Raw genomic sequence first — 22101 nt, forward strand, 5'->3', positions numbered from 1 at the left:
GCACTGGCACCCGCCAACTCCCCCAGGCGCATCTGGTCTTGGGCTTGGGCGGGGTGCCGCATACAATGCCCGGTTACCCCATGGCGGGCGCCCAGGGCCCCGAATGGGGAATTCGTTGCATAAAGACGCCGAGCATCGCCGCCAAGCTGCGTTGCCAATCCTCGCGATAGCGACGGCTATCGCTGCGGTTGGCGCCTTGCCTGGAGACGATTTCGACCTCTTTCTTGCATCAACGAATTTCCTATTCGGCACCCTGGCGCTGGCCGTGTGGAATTTCGACCGTTTTGACCATCCGCTGTGGAGTCCCTGCCGTGTTTATTTCTTCTGCTTTTGCCCAGACCGCTCCTGCCGCCGCTGCAGGTGGTGGCGACCTGATGTCTTCGCTGACCGGCATGCTGCCTTTGGTGCTGATGTTCGTGGTGTTGTACTTCGTCATGATCCGTCCCCAGATGAAGCGCCAAAAAGAGCACCGCGCCATGATTGACGCCATCGCCAAGGGCGACGAAGTGGCCACATCGGGCGGCATCATCGGCAAGGTCACGCGCCTGTCCGAAGGCTTCCTGCACATCGAAATCGCCAACAACGTGGAAGTGCAGATCCAGCGCAGCGCCGTGGTGCAAGTGCTGCCCAAGGGCACGGTGAAGTAAAAAACCTGAAGTCAGGGCGTGGCAGCGGTTGTCGCTGCCAGCCTTCGTCAGGGGCAGCGGCCATGGCGCCGCCCGCCCCGATAGCTTTCCGTGAGGTAAGAGCGCGATCATGAACCGATATCCGGTCTGGAAGTGGGCGATCCTGGTGATCGTGCTGCTGGTGGGTGCCTTGTACAGCCTGCCCAATTTCTTTGGTGAAACGCCTGCGGTGCAGGTCTCTGCGGTCAAGAGCGGCGTCAAAATTGACGCCGACGTGGCGCAGCGGGTGGAGCAGGCCCTGGCGGCCGCCAGCCTGACGGCCGAGCGCGTGGCGGTGGAAGGCACTTCGGTGCGTGCCCGCTTTGACTCGCTGGAAACCCAGCTCAAGGCCAAGGACGCCATCCAGAAGGCCCTGGTGCCCGATGCGAACGACCCGAGCTTTGTGGTGGCGTTGAACCAGGTCTCGCGCACTCCTGCCTGGCTCAGCGCCATCCGCGCCCGCCCTATGTTCCTGGGGCTGGACTTGCGGGGCGGTGTGCACTTCATGCTGCAGGTGGATATGCAAGCGGCCCTCACCAAGAAGGCCGAGGCCTACGCTGGTGACATCCGCACCGCGCTGCGCGAAAAGAACGTGCGCCACAACGGCATTTCGCGCGATGGCCAGAACGTCGACATCAAGGTGGCCGACGAGGCCACGCAGACCACGGTGCGCAACCTCATCAGCGACCAGTTTGCCGACCTGCAGGTGGTGAGCCAGCCCGATGGCGATGGCTTGCGCCTGCGCGCCAGCATCAAGCCCGAGGCGGCACGCAAGGTGCAAGAGCAGGCCGTCAAGCAGAACATCGTCACGCTGCACAACCGGATCAACGAACTGGGCGTGACCGAGCCCGTGATCCAGCAGCAAGGCCAGGACCGCATCGTGGTGCAACTGGCTGGCGTGCAGGACACCGCACAGGCCAAAGACATTCTGGGCCGCACCGCTACGCTGGAAGTGCGCATGGTGGAAGAGAGCACCGAAGCCCGCGCTGCCGAGCAAGGCCGTGGCCCCGTGCCCTTTGGCACCGAGCGCTACCCTGAGCGCAGCGGCCAGTCCGTGATCGTGAAAAAGCAGGTCATCCTGACCGGCGAAAACCTGACCGACGCCCAGCCTGGCTTTGACGGCCAGACGCAAGAGCCCACCGTGAACCTGACGCTGGACGCCAAGGGCTCGCGCATTTTCCGCGACATCACGCGCGAGAACATTGGCAAGCGCATGGCCATCGTGCTGTTTGAAAAGGGCAAGGGCGAAGTGGTGACTGCGCCTGTGATCCGCTCTGAAATCGGTGGCGGCCGCGTGCAGATTTCGGGCCGCATGACGACGGCCGAGGCCAACAACACCGCGCTGCTGCTGCGCGCTGGCTCGCTGGCTGCGCCGATGGAAATCATTGAGGAATACACCATCGGCCCCACGCTGGGCGCTGACAACATCGAGCGTGGTATCCACAGCGTGGTGTGGGGCCTGGCCGCCATTGCCGCGTTCATGTGTGTGTACTACCTGCTGTTTGGCGTGATCTCCAGCATTGCGCTGGCGGTGAATGTGATGCTGCTGGTGGCCATCTTGTCCATGCTGCAGGCCACGCTCACGCTGCCTGGCATTGCCGCCATGGCGCTGGCCATCGGTGTGGCCATCGACTCGAACGTGCTGATCAACGAGCGCGTGCGCGAAGAGCTGCGCGCCGGGGTGGCACCGCAGGCGGCCATCCACACCGGTTATGACCGGGCGTGGGCCACAATTTTGGACTCGAACGTGACCACGCTGATCGCGGGCTTGGCCTTGCTGGCCTTTGGCTCGGGCCCTGTGCGCGGGTTTGCGGTGGTGCACTGCATCGGCATTTTGACCAGCATGTTCTCGGCGGTGTTCTTCTCGCGCGGTCTGGTGAACCTGTGGTACGGCCGCCAGAAGAAGCTCAAGAGCGTTTCCATCGGCCAGGTCTGGAAGCCTGAGTCGGACGCCACTGCTGTGGCCAAGTCGCAATAAAGGAGGAAGACATGGAGTTCTTCCGCATCAAAAAAGACATCCCTTTCATGAAGCACGCGTTGGTTTTCAACGCGATCTCCTTCATCACCTTTGCGCTGGCGGTGTTCTTCCTGTTCTCCCGCGGGTTGCACCTGTCGGTGGAGTTCACGGGCGGCACCGTGATGGAAGTGGCCTACAGCCAACCCGCTGAGCTGGCCAAGGTGCGCGACACCGTGTCGGGCCTGGGTTATACCGATGTGCAGGTCCAGAGCTTTGGCACGCCCCGCGATGTGCTGATTCGCCTGCCCGTGCAAAAGGGCGTGACGTCGGCACAGCAAAGCGAGCAGGTGCTACAAGCGCTGAAGGCTGGTGATGCCAATGTGGTGCTGCGCCGCACTGAGTTTGTGGGGCCGCAGGTGGGCGATGAACTGGTGCACGGTGGCCTCATGGCGCTGGGCATGGTGGTGCTGGGCATCGTGATCTACCTGGCGTTCCGCTTTGAGTGGAAGTTCGGTGTGGCGGCCATCATCGCCAACTTGCACGACGTGGTGATCATCCTGGGCTTCTTCGCGTTCTTCCAGTGGGAGTTCTCGCTGTCGGTACTGGCCGCCGTGCTGGCGGTGCTGGGTTACTCAGTCAACGAGTCGGTCGTGATTTTTGACCGTATCCGCGAAGCCTTCCGCAAGTACCGCAAGATGACGACGCATGAGGTGATTGACCACGCCATCACCAGCACGATGAGCCGTACCATCATCACCCACGCTTCGACCGAGGCGATGGTGCTGTCGATGCTGTTCTTTGGCGGCCCGAGCCTGCACTACTTCGCCATGGCGTTGACCATCGGTATCTTGTTTGGTATTTACTCTTCGGTGTTTGTGGCCGCTGCCATTGCCATGTGGCTGGGTGTCAAGCGCGAAGATCTGGTGTCGGGTCCACGCAAAGAGGCCGGTGATCCCAATGACCCGAATGCCGGAGCCGCCGTCTGACCCGGTAATATTGACGCATGCAGACAAACGACTCCCTCGTAGCGCAACGCCGCCTGGCGCGCCAGGCGCGCCAGCGTTTCGTTGAGGGGTTGTGCACCAGTCTGCCGGACCTGGACAAGACAGTGACCGAGTTCCTGTCGGCGCTTATGGCGCAAACAGGCACCCAGCGTGAAATGCAGACCCGGCGCGACGCCTGGCTGCTGTACCAGCAACACCACACGGCCTGGTTGGAGCGCACGGCCAAGACCTGGCGTGATGCGCTGGCCCCCCACTCCAGCAGCAGCCAGGGGCAGGCCGTACTGGGCAGCCAGTTCGAGCTGCTCAGCGACGATGTGGTGGAGAACAAGATCGTCGCCGCCCGCATGGCCATCACGGTGGCTGAGCAGGTGAGCCAGCAGTTTGACTCCTTACGCCAGCGCACCCAGGTGCTGGAGGGCCAGGACATGGACAGCACTGACATCCTGCGGGTCGAGACGGTGTGCCTGAAGCTGGTGGAGCAATGGGTGGATGCGGGCTTGCCCCGCACCGATTTGCTCACGGTGGTTGACCCGCTGCAGCGGGAGCTGGCCAAGCAGGTCCAAAAGCACTACCAGGCCGTCAACGTGTTTTATGTGGAGCAAGGCGTGGCCATGCCCACGGACATGCGGGGGCGCGTGCGCCGCACCGCTTCGGGTGGCGTGGGCGGGGGGGCTGAATCCTCCGGTGCGAGCGGTTTGGCCTCCCAGGCACTTGCCCAGTCGCGTGATGCCATGGCGGGCATGCAAGGTGCGCCGGGCGCGCGATGGGGTGGCCCGGCATCTGGCCGGGGCGAGCCTTTGCTACAGCGCCCCATGATGCCCCCCCAGCAAGGGCAGTACATGGCGCCCCACCCGGGCATGGTGGGTGGAGGCTACGGCGCCGCCACGGGCATGACGCCATTGATCCGTGCCCGCCAGCGTGCGCAGGGGGTGATGGGCCAGTTGCGCAAGCTGTTGACCCAGCCAGCGACCGGTTTTGACATGGTCAAGGCTCCACCAGCCTCCGCTGCCTTGGCCCACGCCTTGTCTGCGCAGCGGGTTCAGGCAGACACGTATTACAGCGGCGTAGCCACTCTCATGGAAGATTACAGTCCCGCTGCCGTGGTGCAGGTGGCTGGTGCCGTGCGCGAACGCTCGGTTGAGCTCAAGAAGAAAGCCGTCACCCCGGGTGAAAAGGCCATCATTGAGGTGGTGGCGCTGATGTTCCAGAGCATCCTGGCCGAAGACCGCATTCCGCCTGCCGTGCGGGTGTGGTTTGCGCGCTTGCAGGTGCCGGTGTTGCGGGTGGCCCTGGCAGAGCCCGAGTTTTTCAGCAACCTGGACCACCCTGCACGGCAACTGATTGACCGCATGGGCGCTTGCGTCATGGGTTTTGACGCCACGGCCATCAACGGCAGTGCGTTGGAGGCAGAAATCCGCCGGGTGGTGCAGGTGATTGAGCAGTACCCCGAGACCGGGCGCCGTGTGTTCCAGCTGGTGTACGAAGAGTTTGAGAAATTCCTCTCCAAGTTCCTGACCGAAAAGCAGGCCACGTTGCGCCTGGTGAGCGTGGCCCAGCAGGTGGAGCAGCGTGAGACGCTGGCCATCCAATACACCATCGAGCTGCGGACCATGCTGCGCGACATGCCGGTGCGCGATGAGATCCGTGAATTTCTCTTCAAGACCTGGGCCGAGGTGCTGGCCTTGTCTGCGGTGCGCGACGGTGCGCAGCATGCTGACACGGTGATGTTCAAGCAGACCGCCGCCGATCTGGTGTGGGCCGCCAGCGCCAAGCCCAACCGCACCGACCGCTCGCTGGTAATCCAGCAACTGCCGGGTCTGCTGCAGCGCCTGCGCCAGGGGCTGACGCTGATTGGTGTGACCGGGGCTGAGCAGGATGCGGGCATCAAGGTGCTGACGGACACCCTGGCCGAAGCATTTTTGTCCAAGACGGCGAGCATTCCGCAGGCGCACATCGAGGCCATGTCCAAGCGCTTGGCCAATTTGGAAGACTTCATCAACGATGCCACGCTGGGCGACATGCCGCTCAATTCCGAAAGCATCGAAATGATGCTGGGCATCGATGCATCCTCGATCTTCGTGATTGCCGACAACGGCGCCCCGGTGGACGACGCCATGGTGGCGTGGGCCCAGGACCTCAAGCCCGGCACCTGGTACACGCTGGACCACAATGGGTCTTCGGCCCAGGTGCAGTATGCGTGGCAGAGCAAGCGCAAGCAGTTGCATCTGTTTGCTGCCGTCGATGGCAGCAGCTACCTGATCCAGCTGCACCGGCTGGCGGCCTATCTGCAGACCGGCCTGCTGGTGGCGCAGGACGAAGAGGGGCTCACCATGCGTGCCACCCGCGACGCCCTGGCCAAGCTGGACGCCAACCCCGAGCGCCTGCTCGACTGAGCCAGCCAGCCAGCCTGCGTGCACGCAGCTGGCAGTGAGCGCCCTGTCACACCGCACAGGCTTCGGCCTGCTTTGAGCGGCGCCTAGCCGCGCCCCATGCGCTGAAACAATGCGCCGGGCAGCCGGGCGATGGCACCGTCCAACTCCAATTCCAGCAGCTGCACTTGCAGGCTGGCCGTGTCCAGCCCTGTGCGGCTGACCAGCGCATCCAGCCCGACCGGGTCGTAGCCCATGGCCTGTAGCAGCGGGCTTTCGGTGGCTGCTGCAGGTGCATCGCCAGCCACTGCTTCTAGTGTGCACGGGGCTGCAGACCATCGGCACTCTTCCAGAACATCTTGGGCCGACTCGACCAGTTTGGCGCCTTGCTTGATCAGTGCGTGGCAGCCCCGCGATTGAGGTGCGTGGATGGAGCCCGGAATAGCGAACACTTCCCGGCCTTGCTCGGATGCCATGCGGGCCGTGATCAGCGAGCCCGAGGCCAATGCGGCCTCGACCACCAGGGTGCCTTGCGATAGGCCGGAAATGATGCGATTGCGCTTGGGGAAGTTGCCTGCCAAGGGCGGGGTGCCCAGCGGGTATTCGCTGACCAGCAGGCCGTGCCGGGCAATGCGGTGTGCCAGTGCCAGATGTTTACTGGGGTAGACGCGGTCCAGTCCCGTGCCCACGATGGCGATGGTGGCGGCCTGCTCTGAGCCATCGCCCGGTGCTACATCGGCCAAGGCCCCTTCATGCGCGGCGGCATCTACGCCCAACGCCAGGCCAGACACGATGGTCAGCCCCGCAGCGCGCAGTGCTTTGGCAAATTGGTAGGCGTTGTCTGCCCCCTGTGCCGTGGGATTGCGGCTGCCCACCACGGCCAGGCATTGCCCCTCGCTGAAGGGTGCGTTCTGCACCAGGGCTTGGGCGCCCATCACGTACAGCATCAGGGGCGGGTCCTCGGTGTCCAGCATTTTCTGGGGAAAGCGCCGATCCCCCAGGGTGATGATGTCCCGGGCCACGCCTTCGGGGGTATCGGTCGCTTGCAGCCACTGCCAGGTCTTCTCCAGCAAATCCGGCCATTCGGCGGGCGGCGTGCTCAGGGCTTGGGCCTGGCGCGGCGTCACCCACTGACCCAAGCCTGCTTCAGGCTGGGCAAAGATGCCCGCAGGCAGGCCAAAGGCCGCCAGCAGCTTGCGCGCAGCCTGGTTGCCAATGCCTTTGGTGGTGGCAAGCCGTAGCCATGCGCCCAGTTCGTCCCGGTCCATAGTTGGCCAATGAGGGTTGGAAGGTTTGTATGGGGGCGATGCAAAACGGGGCCCGAAGGCCCCGTTGCAGCGTGATCGATCGCAGGCTGGGCTGCGTTTACTGTGGGTTGACCAGTCGGTCGCCCACTTGCACGCCAGTGCGCACTTCCAGCAGTAGCGCGTACGAAACCTTGTCAAAGGTCAAGAACACCATGGCCAAGCCGTTGTGTTCGCTGGGCAGCTTGATCATTGGCTTGCCGTCGCCGGTCACGTCCTTGACGAGGTCGCCTTTGGTCAGCAAGGTCAGCACATGCCCTGGCTCAATGCCTTGGGTGGAGCCCATGTTGATGGCCACGACCTGGTTTTGGCCAGCCACCGCCACGTTGGAGGAGCCATAAATGGACACCACGCGGGCGTTCACATTGGTTTGTGGCTCGTGGGGAATGTAGTTTTTGAAGTTACGGCCAGGCTCAGGAAGCATGCGGTCGCCTGCGCGAATCTCTTCCTTGGTGGCCGTGATGTCCACGGTGGCTGGCACCAACTCTTGCTTGACCTTGCCCTTGCCGTCGCTGACTTCTTCCACGGTTTCGCTGCGGGCCAGTTCGGCATTGCCCAGGTAGCGCGCTTCGTAGCCCAGGATTTCACCCGACACGGGGTCCTTCAGTGCCACGGCATCGCGGAACACGCGGAAGCTGCGGGGGTTGCCCGCCTTGGTGCTCAGCTGGGCATTGGCGCTGCCGCGTGCGTACACACGATCGCCTGCGGCCATCAGTACGCGCTGGTCGGTCGTGGCCACCAAGCGGGGCGCTTGTTCAATGGTGGCGGCATCGGCCACCAGGGGCTCGACCAGGAAGGGCGCAATCAGGTGCGACTTGAGGGTGGGCAGGGCCAGGCTGGCCAGGCTGTCGGTGCGTGTGCGCGGCGACAGGCGGATCGTGTCGGAGCCGCCCACAGGCTGGGTGCGCAGGCGCGCATAGCCGTCGGACTTGTCCAGGTACAGCGTTTGTCCGGGGAAGATCAGGTGGGGGTTGGGCAGAGCCTTGAGGTTCATGCCCCACAGCTCAGGCCAGCGCCATGGGCTCTTGAGGTACATCTTGGAGATGTCCCACAGCGTATCGCCGCGCTTGACGACATAGGTGTCAGGGGCGTTGGGGGCCAACTCGGAGATTGGGATACCCTTCTCCGACACCTGTTGCGCGGTGCTGCGCTGGGCATCGGAAATCGGGTACTTTTGTGCCAAGGCGGGCGTGCATGCCAAAGCTGCGGCAATGACTGTCAGCGCACCCAAGGCTGTTCGCTGCGCGCTGGAGAAAGTCATCATGTTTTTCCTTTTTTGATGCATTGAGAAACGCCCCCTCACTGACGCCTGGCCACCCATATCAGGCGAGTGGCCAAGCAAAACCATTACAAATCATCTCAGATTCTCTGCTCAAGCCCTTGATTCGGCAACGAATATTGGCCTGCTGGGCAGCGCCTTTGCTCAAAAGTGGCGAAAATAGCGACACTTATTACCTGGTTTCATGGCAATTCTTCCTATTCTCTGTTACCCCGATCCACGCCTGCACAAGGTGGCCAAGCCTGTTGCTGCGGTGGACGAGCGCATCCAAACCCTGGTGGCCGATATGCTGGCCACCATGTACGACGCCCACGGCATTGGCCTGGCCGCTACGCAAATTGACGTGCATGAGCGCGTGGTGGTGATCGACGTCTCTGAAGAGCGCGATCAGCCGCTGGTGCTCATCAACCCTGAAATCACCTGGGCCAGCCCTGAAAAGCAAGTGGGCGATGAAGGTTGCCTGTCTGTGCCGGGTATTTACGACGGTGTCGAGCGTTCTAGCAGCGTGCATGTCAAAGCCTTGAATGAAAAAGGCCAGACGCACACCGTGCAAGCCGATGGCCTTCTCGCTGTGTGTATTCAGCACGAGATGGACCATTTGCTGGGCAAGGTGTTTGTGGAATATCTCTCTCCCCTCAAACGCAATCGCATCAAGACCAAAATGGTCAAACAGCAGCGAGGTAATCGCGAGTGAATACCCAGGTGCCCAGCATCCATGTGGGGGTGCGGGCACTGCGCGCGCGCATGGTTTTGCGTGCGCAGCGGTGGGCATCCGCGGTTGCGCTGTATGGACTGGGCGTTGCCTGTGCCTTGCTGGTGGGCTGCGCCAGCCCGGCCAAAGAACCCCTGGGTGCCTCGCGCCAAGACGTGGCCCAGCGGTTGGGGCAACCCACGGCGGTGTACCCCCGGGCCGAAGGGGGGGAGCGCTGGCAGTATTCCGAGTTGCCCGCTGGCGTTCAGGTCTACAACCTGGACTTTGATGCCGCTGGCCGCTTGGTGGCCAACGCTGCGGCGCTCACCCAGCAGTGGCTGGAGCAGATTCCCATCGGGCAATGGACTGTGGCCGATGTGCGCTACTGGCTGGGCACCCCGCAGCGCGTAGACCGGGTCGCCCGCTTTGACGGGGAGGTCTGGGTCTACCGCTTCACCCAGTTGTCCGACCCCCGTTTTGCCTACATCCATATCGACCCCTCGGGCACCGTGCGGCAGGTGCTGTTTGTGGACGATGTTTCCAACGCCCCAGACGACCGCCCATGACGTTGGCCCGGCGGCCCCATCGGGCCGCTTTCAGCTGCGCCACCGACCCCAGAGGGCTGTTGCCCCGCTGACCCGTATTGCGAGAGATACCCCATGAGAGTGATTTTTGTCGGCACCCCCGAATTTGCCCGCGTGGCCCTGGACCGCTTGCTGGCGGCGGGTTTCACCGTGCCGCTGGTGCTGACGCAGCCCGACCGCCCCGCCGGGCGCGGCATGAAGCTGCAGGCATCGCCCGTCAAACAGTGCGCGCTGGAGCATGGCATTGCCGTGGCCCAGCCGCGCAGCCTGCGGCTGGACGGCAAGTACCCCGAAGACGCCGCTGCCGTGCGCGAGGCCCTGCTGGCCGCCCAGGCCGATGTGATGGTGGTGGCCGCCTACGGGCTGATCCTGCCGCAGTGGGTGCTGGATTTGCCCGCCAAAGGCTGCCTCAACATCCACGCCAGCGTGCTGCCACGTTGGCGCGGCGCAGCGCCCATCCACCGGGCGATCGAGGCGGGCGATGCACAAACTGGCGTCACCATCATGCAGATGGATGCGGGCCTGGACACGGGTGACATGCTGCTGCTGGAGAAAACCCCCATCGCCGCCACCGACACCACCGCCGTGCTGCACGACCGCCTGGCCACCCTGGGCGGTCGCATGATTGTGGAAGCCCTGGAACTGGCCGCCTGTGGTGGCCTGAAGCCCGTGCCGCAGCCTGCTGAGGGCGTGACCTACGCCCACAAGATTGAAAAGGCCGAGAGCGAAATCGACTGGTCTTTGCCTGCTGCGGCCATTGGCCAGCGCATCCGGGCGTTCGACCCGTTTCCGGGCGCCAGCACCCATTTGCAGGGCGAGGCTATCAAGGTATGGAGCTATGAAATTGATAGCTGCTCGCGCTTATCTAATGAGCGCTACGGCCAGATTTTGGCATCAGGCCCCGAGGGCGTGACGGTGGCTTGCGGCGACGGCGCCCTGCGCCTCACCACCTTGCAGCGTGCGGGGGGCAAGCGCCTGCCCGTGGCTGATTTCTTGCGCGGCTTTCAGTTGCCGGTGGGGCAGGTGCTGGGCGCTGGCGCGGGGGCGGCGTGAGCACGGCAACCCCATCCACCTGGGGGGCCATGGTGCGCCACCCGTCCTTTCGCATGGCCGCCAAAGACATGGCGGGCACCTCGCTGGGCATTGGCGCCTGGGGGCTGGTCACCGGGGTGGCCATGATCAAGAGCGGCATGTCGCTGCCGATGGCAGTGTTCATGTCGCTGGTGGTGTACGCGGGCAGCGCGCAGCTGGCCGTCATACCGCTGCTCACGGTGGGCGCGCCGCTGTGGGTGGTGTGGCTCACGGCCGCGTGTGTGAACCTGCGCTTCGTCATCTTCAGCAGCATGTGGCGCAACTACTTTGCCCACCTGCCACGGCGCTGGCGCCTGGTGATTGGCTACTTCAGCGGCGACGTGATCTTTGTGGCGTTCATGAAGCGCTTTCCCGCGCAAACCCCCGAGCCTGACCAAGTGCCCTACTTTGCCGGGGCCGCCTGCACCAACTGGCTGGCATGGCAGGTGCCGTCGCTGTTGGGCATTGCGCTGGCCAATGTGGTGCCGCTGTCCTGGGGCCTCGGGTTTGCGGGCGTGCTGGCGCTGTTGGGGGTGCTGCTGTCACTGCTGTTCGACCGCGCCACCTGGCTGGCCACGGGCGTGGCGGCCACGGCGGCCATCGCCGCCTTTGCGCTGCCGCTCAAGCTCAACATCCTGGTGGCCATTGCCGCCGCCGTGGCCGTGGGGCTGATGATCGAGGCGGTGGAGCACCGCCGCCGCCACCCCGAGCTGCTGCTGGTGCCCGCCAACGAAAAACTGCCTGCGGACGAAAAACAGCATGTGCGCGACGGCGACGTCGTGCCCGTGCGCGAGGAGCGCCATCCATGAACTGGTCCTGGGTTGAACCCGTCATCGCCATCCTGGGGCTGGCCGTCATCACCGTGGTGTCGCGGTCGTTCTTCATGATCCCCGAGCGCGAGATGGCGCTGCCCGACTGGCTCAAGCGCGGCCTCAAATACGCCCCGCTGGCCGCGCTGTCGGCCGTGATTGCGCCCGAGATCTTCATGGCCCACGGCGAATTCATCCAGACCTTCCAGGACGCCCGCTTGCCCGCCGTGGTCCTGGCCAGTGCCTACTACTTCTGGAAGCGCGGCATCCTGGGCACCATCGTGGTGGGTATGGCGGTGTACCTGCCGCTGCACATCGGCTGGGGCTGGTAGCCCCGGGCACAACGCAGGACTTACACGCAGGGTTTGGCCAAGGGGCGGGACAAGGGGAGTGGTCGGGGTCACTAAAATGGCGCTCCTGATCCACGAGCCCATCCAGGAAACCCTTTTTCCATGAACATCCTTCGCTTTTCCGATCTGTGCGCCCAGGGCAAGGCCCGCAACCAGCGCGTCTTCATCCGTGCCGACCTGAACGTGCCGCAAGACGACGCTGGCAATATCACCGAAGACACCCGCATCCGTGCCTCCATCCCCGCCATCCGCATGGCGCTGGACGCCGGTGCCGCTGTGATGGTGACCAGCCACCTGGGCCGCCCGACCGAAGGTGAGTTCAAACCCGAAGACTCCCTGGCCCCCGTGGCCAAACGCATGGCCGAGCTGCTGGGCCGTGAGGTTCCGCTGGTTGCCAACTGGGTGGACGGCGTGCAAGTGGCCCCCGGCCAGATCGTGCTGCTGGAAAACTGCCGCCTGAACGTGGGCGAGAAGAAGAACAAGGAAGAGCTGGCCCGCAAGCTGGCCGCGCTCTGCGACATCTTCGTGAACGACGCCTTTGGCACCGCCCACCGCGCCGAAGGCACCACCTACGGCATCGCGCAGTACGCCCCAATAGCCTGCGCCGGCCCGCTGCTGTCGGCCGAAATTGACGCCCTGACCAAGGCGCTGGCCCAGCCCCAGCGCCCTCTGGCCGCCATCGTGGCGGGCTCCAAGGTGTCGACCAAGCTCACCATCTTGCAAAGCCTGGCCGACAAGGTGGACCAGCTCATCGTCGGCGGCGGCATTGCCAACACCTTCATGCTGGCCGCAGGCCTGCCCATCGGCAAGAGCCTGGCCGAGCCCGACCTGCTGGACGCCGCCAAGTCCGTGATGGCCGCGATGAAGGCCCGTGGCGCCGAGGTGCCGATCCCTACCGACGTGGTGGTCGCCAAGACCTTCGCAGCCGACGCCCCCGCCACCGTGAAGGCCGCCACCGATGTGGCGGCAGACGACATGATCCTGGACATCGGCCCCGAGACCGCGGCCCGCCTGGCGGCACAGCTCAAGTCCGCAGGCACCATCGTCTGGAACGGCCCCGTGGGCGTGTTTGAGTTTGCCGCCTTTGAAAACGGCACCAAGCAACTCGCCAAGGCCATTGCCGAGTCGCCCGCCTTCAGCATTGCGGGCGGTGGCGACACGCTGGCCGCCATTGCCAAGTACGGCATCGACAAGCAGGTGGGCTACATCTCCACCGGCGGCGGTGCTTTCCTGGAGGTGCTGGAAGGTAAGACCCTGCCCGCCTTCGAGATTCTGGAAAAGCGCGCAGCCGGAAACTAAGACCATTCCGTGCTTCGTTAAGAACCTGTTGACGATCTTTTCGGGGTCGCACAAGTGCCTTGCCGGGATGGGATGCTAGGCGCAGCGTGCGGCCAATAGCCCGTGCTATTGGCAAGCGGTGCAACAACGCAGACCGCCCGGCAAGACACTTGCCCGAAGGGTTGGAGTGAAATCGGGCGATTGGACGCCCCGGCTGCTTGCATGGGCACGAGCCCATGCGGCGCACCCGAAGCATCCACTCATCCCGATTGCACTCCAATGCGATCCCCGAAAAGATCGTCAACAGGTTCTAAGGGCCACCCTGCGGGGTGGCCTTTTTCATGGGCAGACCCACCCGACGCCCATTTCAGCGGCACCCACCTAAAATCACCCCCCATGACCTTCATCGACACACTGCGCACTGCCACCACGCAAAACCAATCCATGCTGTGCGTGGGCCTGGACCCTGAGCCCTCCCGCTTCCCCGCCCACATGAAGGGCGACGCCAGCAAGATTTACGACTTCTGCGCAGCCATCGTCGATGCCACAGCCGATCTGGTCTGCTCCTTCAAGCCGCAGATTGCCTACTTTGCCGCCTACGGCGCCGAAGACCAGCTTGAACGCCTGATGGAGCACATGCGCCGCACAGCGCCGAAGGTGCCGGTGATTCTGGATGCCAAGCGCGGCGACATCGGCTCCACCGCGCAGCAGTACGCCAAGGAAGCGTTCGAGCGCTACGGGGCCGACGCCGTCACGCTCTCGCCCTTCATGGGCTTTGACTCCATCGAGCCCTACCTGGCCTACCACGGCAAGGGCGCATTCTTGCTGTGCCGCACCTCCAACCCTGGTGGCGACGACCTGCAAAACCAGCGCCTGGCCAGCATCGAAGGCCAGCCCCTGGTGTACGAACACATCGCCAAGCTGGCCCAAGGCCCTTGGAACCTGAACGGACAGCTCGGCCTGGTGGTGGGCGCCACCTACCCGCAAGAGATTGAACGCGTGCGCAGCATTGCGCCCACGCTGCCCCTGCTCATCCCCGGCGTGGGCGCGCAGGGCGGCGATGCGGTGGCCACTGTGCGCGCAGGCCTGCGCAGCGACGGGCCCATCATCGTCAACTCGTCCCGCGCCGTGCTCTATGCATCGCAGGGCGCCGACTTTGGCGCGGCAGCCCGTGCCGAAGCGCAGCGCACCCGCGCTGTGCTGGAGGCCGCGCGCAGCGCCTGAGCCCCCGGCCGCAGGCTGTGCCCCTTCCACCCCCTCCAGCGCCAGCCCTTGTGCGTTGCCCCCAGGTGCCTTGCCCATGCAACTGAAATGGCTGGAGGACTTTGCCGTGCTGGCGCAGGAGCGCAGCTTCACCCGCGCCGCTGAGATACGCCACGTCACGCACCCGGCCTTTGGGCGCCGCATCCGCGCACTAGAAGCCTGGGCCGGAACGCCGCTGATCGAGCGTGGCGGTGGCCCGGTGCGGCTCACCGCCGCAGGCCAGGCCTTTGTGGACACGGCCGAGCAAATGGCGCGCAACCTGGCCCAGTCGCACGATGAGCTGATGGCCATTGCAGGCCGCCAGGCCCGCACCGTCACCCTGGCCACAGGCCGCACCTTGGCGCGCACCGTGGTAGCCGACTGGTTGGTGCGTTTGCGGCCCCATCTGGCCGATGGGGAGCTGCGCATCCTCACCCGCGCGCTGGCCGATGCGGTGCAAGACTTGCAGCAGGGCGTGGCAGATTTCGCCATCCTCTATCACCACCCCTCGCTGACGGTGCCTTTGGATGGGCGACAGTTTTTGCATGTCGCCCTTGCTACTGACCGGCTCTTGCCCATAGCCCTGGCAGATGCGCATGGCGCTCCGCGCTATCGGCTGGGTGCGGGCAGCACAGCGGTGCCGTACATCGCGTTTGGCCGCACGCTCGCGCTGGGGCGTTTGGTGGAGGATCTGCTGGCCCACCACCCCCAGGCCAGCAGCCTGCAGCGGTTGGTGGAATGTGACTCGCCCGATGCGAACTACGAGTACGTGCGCAAAGGTTTGGGGGTGTCCTGGCTGCCTTGGTCCATGGTGCATGGCGACTGCAAGTCGGGCCTGTTGGCGCCTGCCGGTGACAAGAGCCTGGAGGTGAAGTTCGATGTGCGGCTGTACCGCCCCAAGCGCCGACTCAGCACGCTGGCAGAGGTGCTCTGGTCCACGATTGCGCGCCGCTGATACAGCGCAGTTGCGCGGTTGCCTGCGCAGATGGTGCGTGGACCCACAGGACAGTGCATCAGTTGCTGAGGGGCAGCAGAACAACCGGCGGCCAGGAGATTCCGGTGCCAAAAATGCACCGTCTCGTGCCATTTAGGCACCACATGGAGGGGCGGCGATTCGGACAATGGGGCACTACCACCCCACACAAGGAAACACGATGCGTCCTCTCTCTATTGCCCGCCGCCAGGGGCTTGTCCGATGTGTTGCCGGTGCACTGGCGTGTGCCGCCGCCGTATCCGCGGCCTGGGCCCAGGCACCAGCCTATCCCACCAAGCCCATCACCATCGTCGTGGCGTACCCGCCCGGCGGCAGCACCGACCTGATGGGCCGCATGGTGGGCACCGAGCTGTCCACCCGACTGGGCCAGCCGGTGGTGATCGAGAATCTCGGCGGTGCGGGCGGCGCCATTGGCGCGCAAAAGGTGGCCAATGCCCAGCCCGATGGCTACACGCTGCTGGTGGGCGCCAGCAACGAGCTGGCCATCAACAAGCTGGTCACCAAAAAGGTCAAGTACGACATCAAGGACTTCACCGCCATCGGGCTGGTGGCGTCGCAGCCGCTGGTGCTGGTGGCATCACCCGCCTCGGGCGTCAAGAATGCGGCCGAGTTCACGCAGCTGGTCGCCAAGAACCCAGGCAAATTCAGCTACGGCAGCTCGGGCGTGGGCACCTCGCTGCACCTGGCGGGTGAGATGCTCAAAGACCAGGGCAAGCTGTTCATGACGCACATTCCCTACCGCGGCGTGGCCCCGCTGACCAACGACCTGGTGGGCAACAACCTGGAGTTTGGCGTGTTCGTCCTCTCCAGCGGCCTGCCCCACATCAAAAGCGGCAAGGTGATTGCCCTGGGCACTACCGAGGCCAAGCGCTCGCCCATCACGCCCGACATTCCGGCCCTGGCCGAGCTGCCCCAGTTCAAGAACGTGGACATCGGTGTGTGGTTTGCGCTGATGGCACCGGCCAACCTGCCCAAGCCCATCTACGACAAGCTGCGCAAGGCGCTGACCGACATGCTGCAGTCGCCCGACTTCCGCAAGAAGATGGAAGCCACCGGCTCTGTCGTGGCCTCCCCCGCCACCGATACCGACAAGTACATCGCCAGTGAAATCGCCAAGTACCAGAAGATCGTGCAGTTCGCAAAGATCGAAGAATGACCGCCCACATGAGCACACGCATGGACACCACCGCCGCATCGCCCGGCTTTTCACTGCCAGTCCCCGACATCAGCGCCTGGCGCGTTGGCAACACCGGGGTCGAGGGGGTTTGGCACTTTGACAGCGGCAAGCCCGGCCGCAGCACCATGGTCAGCGCGCTGGTGCACGGCAACGAGCTGTGTGGCGCCTGGGCCCTCAAGGGCCTGCTGGAGGCTGGGGTGCGGCCCGAGCAGGGCCGCCTCACGCTGGCGTTTTGCAACCTTGATGCGTTTGACCGCTTCGATGCCAGCCACCACGATGCCTCGCGCTTCACCGACGAAGACCTCAACCGCCAGTGGCTCAACGAACGCATCGACGCGGGCGACACCCGTGAGCGCCGCCGCGCCGCTGCGCTGCGGCCGTTTGTGCAGCAGGCCGACTGGCTGCTCGATATCCATTCCATGCACGAGCCCTCGGCCCCGCTGCTGCTCACCGGCGTGCAGCCGCGCAACCTGGCGCTGGCGCATGCCATGCGCTCGCCCGAGCACATCGTGGTGGACGCGGGCCACAAAGACGGTGTGCGCATGCGCGACTACGGCCGCTTCGGCCTGCCCGATGCCGAGGCCGGTGACACCCGTTCGCTGCTGATCGAGTGCGGCTTTCATGGCGACCCGGCCAGCCTGCAGGTGGCCCAGGACCAGTGCGTGCGGTTCATCGAGCAGTCTGGCGTGGTCGGTGTGCAGGCGCTGGCGCAGCAACTGCCTGGCTGGCGCATGCCCGATGCGCCCCGGCAGTGGGCGCTGGAGGTGACCGGCCCGGTGGTGGCCACCAGCAGCGCGTTCCGGTTTGTGGCGCCCTACACGGGCCTGGAGCTGTTTGAAAAGGCTGGTACCGTGATCGGTGACAACGATGGGGTGCCTGTCACCACCCCCTACGACAACTGCGTGCTGGTGATGCCCTCGGTCCGGCAGGCGCGCGCGGGCGTGACGGTGGTGCGGTTCGCGCAGCGCACGTTGCTGTGACCGGGCATTGAATCTGCGGGGCGGCCAGCGCGGCTGCCGCGTCTGTGGGGGTTGGGTTGCTGGCGCTGGCGTGTCTCAGTGGCCCGGGCGTCCCGCCTCTATCTGACCCCGCACCAGTTGGGCCAAAGCCATGTCCCCGGGGGTTTCGGGGGTCCACTTGTCTACGGGCCGGGGGGTGCCGGTGTCGTCGGGCGAGACGAAGACGGCCACGCAGTGGGTCACTTCCTGGTAGGCCTCGCCTGGCTGTGGGCCGCTGCGCACTTCGATGAAGATGTTCATGCTGGTGGTGCCGGTGTAGGCCAGGCGGGCCTCGACCTCGACCATGGCGCCACCCACCACCGGGTGCATGAAGCGCAGTCTGCCGTAACTGGCGGCCACGCAGGGGCTCTTGGCCCACTGGTTGGCCACCACGTTGGCGGCTTCGTCAATCCACTTCATGACCACGCCTGCCGACACGCGGCCGCCGGGGCTGTCTGCGGAAGATTCCGCCAGAAAACGCAGGATGGTCGAGGTGGTGGTCATGGGGGCGCTTGGCTCGGGTGGAGCGAAAGAGTTCTCAATCCGCCCCATTATTCATGAGTGCCCTGGGTTTGTGCCCGCCGTTGCGATCTTGAAAGTGACCTTTTGTAGCGATACCCCGCGCATCCCGCAGGGCGCAGTCTGGTAATTGCTATTAAATATATAGCTGCTAGCGCTTATTGATAAAGCGCTAGAGCCTGTTTTGGCTGTGATGCCTTTGGGCGTCAGGGCCCTGGCGCGCTGATGCCCAGCGCTGCCAGCTCGGCCGCCGTGAACACCCGCGACCTCGTGTGGAATGCCTTGCCCTCCGGCCCCTCCAGCGAGAAGGTGCCGCCGCCATGCCCGTCGAGCACATCGATGATGAGCTGCGTGTGCTTCCAGGTCTCGTACTGGGCTTTGCCGATGTAGAACCGGCAGCCCCCAATGTCACCCAGGTACACATCGCCCGCGCCCATGGTGATTTCACCGGGCAGGTAGCAGTTGGCGGCGCTGTTGTCGCAGCAGCCGCCACTTTGGTGGAACATCAAGTCCTGGCCATGCTTGGCCTGCAGCAAGGCCACCAGCTCCAGTGCAGCAGGCGTGGCCACCACCCGTGGGGGTGGTGGGGTGCCCTGGGTTGCCGTGGCGGCGTCCATGGCCTTCATGGCGTCAGGCCGTCATGGCCCCGCGGAAGATGCCTTCGATGTCGGCCTGCGTGGCCGTGCGCGGGTTGGTCAGGCCGCACGCATCCTTGAGCGCGTTGGTGGCCAGCAGCGGAATGTCTGCCTCCTTCACGCCCAGGTCGCTCAGGCACTTGGGGATGCCAATGTCCAGCGCCAGCTGGCGGATGGCGGTCAGGCAGGCCTGTGCGCCCGCTTCGGCGCCCAGCCCCTGCACCTCCACGCCCATGGCATGCGCCACGTCGCGCAGGCGTGCGGCCGATGTGGGCACGTTGAACGCCTCCACATGCGGCAGCAGCAGCGCATTGCACACGCCGTGTGGCAGGTCATAAAAGCCGCCCAGCTGGTGCGCCATGGCATGCACATAGCCCAGCGATGCGTTGTTGAACGCCATGCCCGCCAGGAACTGCGCATACGCCATCTGCTCGCGGGCGGGCAGGTTGTCCCCCTGGGCCACAGCGGTGCGCAGGTTGCGGGCAATCAGCTCTACCGCCTTCAAGGCGCAGGCATCGGTGATGGGCGTGGCGGCGGTGGACACGTAGGCCTCCACCGCGTGGGTCAACGCATCCATGCCGGTGGCGGCGGTCAGGCCCTTGGGCTTGGCCAGCATCAGCTCGGGGTCGTTGACGGACAGGATGGGCGTGACGTTGCGGTCCACGATGGCCATCTTGATGTGGCGCGTCTCGTCGGTGATGATGCAAAAGCGCGTCATCTCGCTGGCGGTGCCCGCCGTGGTGTTGATGGCCACCAGAGGCAGTTGCGGCTTGGCAGAGCGGTCCACGCCTTCGTAGTCGGCAATCTCGCCGCCGTTGGTGGCGCACAGGGCAATGCCCTTGGCGCAGTCGTGGGGCGAGCCGCCGCCCAAAGAGATCACGAAGTCGCACTGCTCGGCCTTGAGCTGCGCCAGCCCGGCGCGCACATTGCCCACCGTGGGGTTGGGCTGCGTGCCGTCAAACACCACCGAGGCAATCTGCTGCCCGGCCAGCTGGGCCTGGATGCGCGCCGCCACGCCGAGCTTGCTGAGCACGGCGTCGGTAACGATCAGCGCCTTGCGAAAGCCATGGCCTTTCAGGGCCGCCATGGCCTCTTGCAGGCAGCCTGCGCCCATGATGTTGACACTGGGCATGAAGAACGTACTGGTCATCGTGAACCTCCTTGGTATCGCTATAGGTATGGGGAAAGGGTCGGGTCGGTGTGTGCGCAGCAGGGCGGGGCATGCCCTTGCCTTGGGGCGCTGCGGGTCGGCCCGCGCCCGCCATGCGGGTGGCGGGGCGGTCGGCCCAGGGCGTGAGAAGCAGGTCTCAGCGCCCAAGGCAGGGGTTGCTTTGCCAAAATCGTACGCCCGCTGTGGTCTGGCAAAGCGGGGGGCTCAGGCCTTCCGTTGACCCCCGTCAAATGGGCTCAAAAGAAGCCCAGCTTGTTCTCGCTGTAGCTCACCAAGAGGTTCTTGGTCTGCTGGTAGTGGTCCAGCATCATCTTGTGGGTCTCGCGGCCAATGCCCGATTCCTTGTAGCCGCCAAACGCTGCGTGCGCCGGGTAGGCGTGGTAGCAGTTGGTCCACACGCGCCCGGCCTTGATGGCGCGGCCCATGCGGTAGGCCACGTTGCCGTTGCGGCTCCACACGCCCGCGCCCAGGCCGTACAGCGTGTCGTTGGCGATCTGCAGGGCTTCGGCCTCGTCCTTGAAGGTGGTGACGGCCAGCACGGGGCCGAAGATTTCTTCCTGGAAGATGCGCATCTTGTTGTGGCCCTTGAACAGCGTGGGCTGCACGTAGTAGCCGCCTTCCAGGTCGCCGCCCAGGTGGGCCTGGCCGCCACCGGCCAGCACTTCGGCGCCTTCTTGCTTGCCCAGGTCCAGGTAACTCAGGATCTTGGTGAGCTGTTCCTTGCTGGCCTGCGCGCCCATCATGCTGTCGGTGTCGAGCGGGTTCTGGTGCTTGATGGCGGCCACGCGCTTCAAGACACGCTCCATGAATTGGTCGTAGATCGATTCTTGAATGATGGCGCGGCTGGGGCAGGTGCAGACCTCGCCCTGGTTGAACGCAAACAGCACCAGGCCTTCGATGGCCTTGTCCAGAAACGCATCGTCTTTGTCCATGATGTCGGCAAAGAAGATGTTGGGGCTCTTGCCACCCAGCTCCAGCGTGGCAGGAATCAGGTTGTTGGCGGCGGCCTGTGCAATCACGCGGCCGGTGCTGGTCGATCCGGTGAACGCAATCTTGGCAATGCGCTTGCTCGTGGCCAGCGGCATGCCCGCCTCGCGGCCAAAGCCGTTGACGATGTTGAGCACACCGGGCGGCAGCAGGTCGGCAATCAGCTCGGCCAGGATGAGGATGGAAATGGGCGTGGACTCTGCAGGCTTGAGCACCACGCAGTTGCCCGCACCGATCGCAGGGGCCAGCTTCCAGGCCGCCATCAGGATGGGGAAGTTCCACGGAATGATCTGGCCCACCACACCCAGCGGCTCCTGGATGTGGTACGCCACGGTGTTCTCGTCGATGTTGGATAGAGCCCCTTCTTGCGCCCGCACGCAGCCCGCAAAGTAGCGGAAGTGGTCCACCGTGAGCGGGATGTCGGCGTTCAGCGTCTCGCGGATGGCCTTGCCGTTGTCCACGGTTTCGGCATAGGCCAGCAGCTCCAGGTTTTGCTCGATGCGGTCGGCAATTTTCAGCAGGATGTTGCCGCGTGTGGCGGCGTCGGTCTTGCCCCAGGCATCGGCCGCGGCGTGGGCGGCGTCCAGTGCCAGTTCGATGTCTTCGGCGGTGGAGCGGGCGGCCTGGGTGTAGACCTTGCCGTTGACCGGCGAGATCACATCAAAGTACTGGCCCTTGACCGGGGCCACGAACTTGCCGCCGATGAAGTTGTTGTACTGGGACTTGTAGGCGATCTTGGCGCCAGCGGCGCCGGGGGCTGCGTAAACGGTCATGCGGTGTCTCCTGTAGGTGTTGTTGGCATCTGCTGCACGCATTTCGGCAGGCGGTTGCGGCAGGCAGATGTCAGGTCCCATACAAGACCCATGCCAGCCATTGGCTGCGCCGGGCTAGGCAGGCAAGCCCTTGATTCCATTGGATTTTTGTCTTTCAGGGGCGCTGTGTGGGTGACACCAGGCCACCGCGTTACGTTCCAACACAGAACACCTGTCACGAAATGGAACAGTTGGAACACCCCCT

The 22101-nt window shown here is 64.7% G+C and carries 20 protein-coding genes; 14 read left to right on the forward strand and 6 right to left on the reverse strand.

What is annotated here, in order from left to right; all coding sequences use genetic code 11:
- The first annotated feature begins 311 nt into the window (after positions 1–311).
- From yajC to EAG14_RS00350, 4 genes are all read left to right on the forward strand, one after another.
- A complete protein-coding gene (gene yajC, locus EAG14_RS00335; RefSeq protein WP_099657168.1) occupies positions 312–647 on the forward strand; it encodes a preprotein translocase subunit YajC in 336 nt (111 codons plus the stop codon).
- Between the two features lie 109 nt (positions 648–756).
- Positions 757–2643 carry a protein translocase subunit SecD gene (gene secD, locus EAG14_RS00340; RefSeq protein WP_121727714.1) on the forward strand — a complete coding sequence of 629 codons (1887 nt, stop codon included), beginning with the start codon at positions 757–759 and terminating at the stop codon, positions 2641–2643.
- Between the two features lie 11 nt (positions 2644–2654).
- Entirely contained in the window at positions 2655–3608 is a 954-nt protein-coding gene (gene secF, locus EAG14_RS00345) for a protein translocase subunit SecF (RefSeq protein ID WP_099657166.1), read from the forward strand.
- Between the two features lie 17 nt (positions 3609–3625).
- On the forward strand, positions 3626–6019 hold the full coding sequence (locus tag EAG14_RS00350; protein ID WP_121727715.1) for a DUF1631 family protein: 2394 nt from the start codon (positions 3626–3628) through the stop codon (positions 6017–6019).
- Between the two features lie 83 nt (positions 6020–6102).
- Here EAG14_RS00350 and dprA read toward each other — a convergent pair whose 3' ends face one another.
- Positions 6103–7263, reverse strand: coding sequence for a DNA-processing protein DprA (gene dprA, locus EAG14_RS00355; protein WP_121727716.1), 1161 nt, complete (start codon positions 7261–7263; stop codon positions 6103–6105).
- Positions 7264–7360: 97 nt separating this feature from the next.
- Complete coding sequence (locus EAG14_RS00360; RefSeq protein ID WP_121727717.1) at positions 7361–8563, reverse strand: LysM peptidoglycan-binding domain-containing protein; 1203 nt, start codon at positions 8561–8563, stop codon at positions 7361–7363.
- A 199-nt stretch (positions 8564–8762) separates the two neighbouring features.
- Between EAG14_RS00360 and def the strand changes: the two genes are divergently transcribed.
- From def to EAG14_RS00415, 10 genes are all read left to right on the forward strand, one after another.
- Positions 8763–9272, forward strand: coding sequence for a peptide deformylase (def, locus tag EAG14_RS00365; protein ID WP_099657162.1), 510 nt, complete (start codon positions 8763–8765; stop codon positions 9270–9272).
- The gene (locus tag EAG14_RS00370) at positions 9269–9835 is read left to right on the forward strand and encodes a hypothetical protein (RefSeq protein WP_121727718.1); all 567 of its coding nucleotides are present in this window, start codon (positions 9269–9271) and stop codon (positions 9833–9835) included. The genes def and EAG14_RS00370 overlap by 4 nt, the downstream gene beginning before the upstream one ends.
- A 93-nt stretch (positions 9836–9928) precedes the next feature.
- Positions 9929–10906, forward strand: a complete 978-nt coding sequence (gene fmt / locus EAG14_RS00375) for a methionyl-tRNA formyltransferase (protein ID WP_121727719.1) — start codon at positions 9929–9931, stop codon at positions 10904–10906.
- Between the two features lie 29 nt (positions 10907–10935).
- A complete protein-coding gene (locus EAG14_RS00380; RefSeq protein ID WP_099657159.1) occupies positions 10936–11733 on the forward strand; it encodes an AzlC family ABC transporter permease in 798 nt (265 codons plus the stop codon).
- Positions 11730–12065 (forward strand): AzlD domain-containing protein, encoded by a 336-nt coding sequence (locus EAG14_RS00385; protein WP_099657158.1) that lies wholly within the window; start codon positions 11730–11732, stop codon positions 12063–12065. The genes EAG14_RS00380 and EAG14_RS00385 overlap by 4 nt, the downstream gene beginning before the upstream one ends.
- Before the next feature lie 120 nt (positions 12066–12185).
- A complete protein-coding gene (locus EAG14_RS00390) occupies positions 12186–13382 on the forward strand; it encodes a phosphoglycerate kinase (protein ID WP_121727720.1) in 1197 nt (398 codons plus the stop codon).
- A gap of 375 nt (positions 13383–13757) precedes the next feature.
- On the forward strand, positions 13758–14585 hold the full coding sequence (gene pyrF, locus EAG14_RS00400) for an orotidine-5'-phosphate decarboxylase (protein ID WP_121727721.1): 828 nt from the start codon (positions 13758–13760) through the stop codon (positions 14583–14585).
- A gap of 76 nt (positions 14586–14661) precedes the next feature.
- A complete protein-coding gene (locus tag EAG14_RS00405) occupies positions 14662–15558 on the forward strand; it encodes a LysR family transcriptional regulator (RefSeq protein ID WP_099742441.1) in 897 nt (298 codons plus the stop codon).
- A 199-nt stretch (positions 15559–15757) separates the two neighbouring features.
- A complete protein-coding gene (locus EAG14_RS00410; RefSeq protein ID WP_121730215.1) occupies positions 15758–16753 on the forward strand; it encodes a tripartite tricarboxylate transporter substrate binding protein in 996 nt (331 codons plus the stop codon).
- A gap of 8 nt (positions 16754–16761) precedes the next feature.
- Positions 16762–17754: a succinylglutamate desuccinylase/aspartoacylase family protein gene (locus EAG14_RS00415; protein WP_240456892.1), complete on the forward strand. Its 993-nt coding sequence runs from the start codon at positions 16762–16764 to the stop codon at positions 17752–17754.
- A 75-nt stretch (positions 17755–17829) separates the two neighbouring features.
- On the opposite strand, the gene EAG14_RS00420 is transcribed toward EAG14_RS00415, so the two are convergent.
- The 4 genes from EAG14_RS00420 to EAG14_RS00435 form a co-directional block, all read right to left on the reverse strand.
- Positions 17830–18276 (reverse strand): acyl-CoA thioesterase, encoded by a 447-nt coding sequence (locus EAG14_RS00420; protein ID WP_099657154.1) that lies wholly within the window; start codon positions 18274–18276, stop codon positions 17830–17832.
- A 221-nt stretch (positions 18277–18497) separates the two neighbouring features.
- Entirely contained in the window at positions 18498–18908 is a 411-nt protein-coding gene (locus EAG14_RS00425) for a DUF779 domain-containing protein (RefSeq protein WP_099658887.1), read from the reverse strand.
- Positions 18909–18921: 13 nt separating this feature from the next.
- Complete coding sequence (gene yiaY, locus EAG14_RS00430) at positions 18922–20076, reverse strand: L-threonine dehydrogenase (protein WP_121727722.1); 1155 nt, start codon at positions 20074–20076, stop codon at positions 18922–18924.
- Positions 20077–20333: 257 nt separating this feature from the next.
- Entirely contained in the window at positions 20334–21857 is a 1524-nt protein-coding gene (locus tag EAG14_RS00435) for an aldehyde dehydrogenase family protein (RefSeq protein ID WP_121730217.1), read from the reverse strand.
- Between the last annotated feature and the right edge of the window lie 244 nt (positions 21858–22101).

This window comes from Acidovorax sp. 1608163, assembly GCF_003669015.1.
Taxonomy (GTDB): domain Bacteria; phylum Pseudomonadota; class Gammaproteobacteria; order Burkholderiales; family Burkholderiaceae_C; genus Acidovorax.

Bases quoted from the DNA above. Each gene is read 5' to 3' on its own strand.
- secD (WP_121727714.1), top strand. From the start codon at position 757: ATGAACCGATATCCGGTCTGGAAGTGGGCGATCCTGGTGATCGTGCTG.
- secF (WP_099657166.1), top strand. From the start codon at position 2,655: ATGGAGTTCTTCCGCATCAAAAAAGACATCCCTTTCATGAAGCACGCG.
- EAG14_RS00350 (WP_121727715.1), top strand. From the start codon at position 3,626: ATGCAGACAAACGACTCCCTCGTAGCGCAACGCCGCCTGGCGCGCCAG.
- dprA (WP_121727716.1), bottom strand. From the start codon at position 7,263: ATGGACCGGGACGAACTGGGCGCATGGCTACGGCTTGCCACCACCAAA.
- EAG14_RS00360 (WP_121727717.1), bottom strand. From the start codon at position 8,563: ATGATGACTTTCTCCAGCGCGCAGCGAACAGCCTTGGGTGCGCTGACA.
- def (WP_099657162.1), top strand. From the start codon at position 8,763: ATGGCAATTCTTCCTATTCTCTGTTACCCCGATCCACGCCTGCACAAG.
- fmt (WP_121727719.1), top strand. From the start codon at position 9,929: ATGAGAGTGATTTTTGTCGGCACCCCCGAATTTGCCCGCGTGGCCCTG.
- EAG14_RS00380 (WP_099657159.1), top strand. From the start codon at position 10,936: ATGGTGCGCCACCCGTCCTTTCGCATGGCCGCCAAAGACATGGCGGGC.
- EAG14_RS00385 (WP_099657158.1), top strand. From the start codon at position 11,730: ATGAACTGGTCCTGGGTTGAACCCGTCATCGCCATCCTGGGGCTGGCC.
- EAG14_RS00390 (WP_121727720.1), top strand. From the start codon at position 12,186: ATGAACATCCTTCGCTTTTCCGATCTGTGCGCCCAGGGCAAGGCCCGC.
- pyrF (WP_121727721.1), top strand. From the start codon at position 13,758: ATGACCTTCATCGACACACTGCGCACTGCCACCACGCAAAACCAATCC.
- EAG14_RS00405 (WP_099742441.1), top strand. From the start codon at position 14,662: ATGCAACTGAAATGGCTGGAGGACTTTGCCGTGCTGGCGCAGGAGCGC.
- EAG14_RS00410 (WP_121730215.1), top strand. From the start codon at position 15,758: ATGCGTCCTCTCTCTATTGCCCGCCGCCAGGGGCTTGTCCGATGTGTT.
- EAG14_RS00415 (WP_240456892.1), top strand. From the start codon at position 16,762: ATGAGCACACGCATGGACACCACCGCCGCATCGCCCGGCTTTTCACTG.
- EAG14_RS00420 (WP_099657154.1), bottom strand. From the start codon at position 18,276: ATGACCACCACCTCGACCATCCTGCGTTTTCTGGCGGAATCTTCCGCA.
- EAG14_RS00425 (WP_099658887.1), bottom strand. From the start codon at position 18,908: ATGGACGCCGCCACGGCAACCCAGGGCACCCCACCACCCCCACGGGTG.
- yiaY (WP_121727722.1), bottom strand. From the start codon at position 20,076: ATGACCAGTACGTTCTTCATGCCCAGTGTCAACATCATGGGCGCAGGC.
- EAG14_RS00435 (WP_121730217.1), bottom strand. From the start codon at position 21,857: ATGACCGTTTACGCAGCCCCCGGCGCCGCTGGCGCCAAGATCGCCTAC.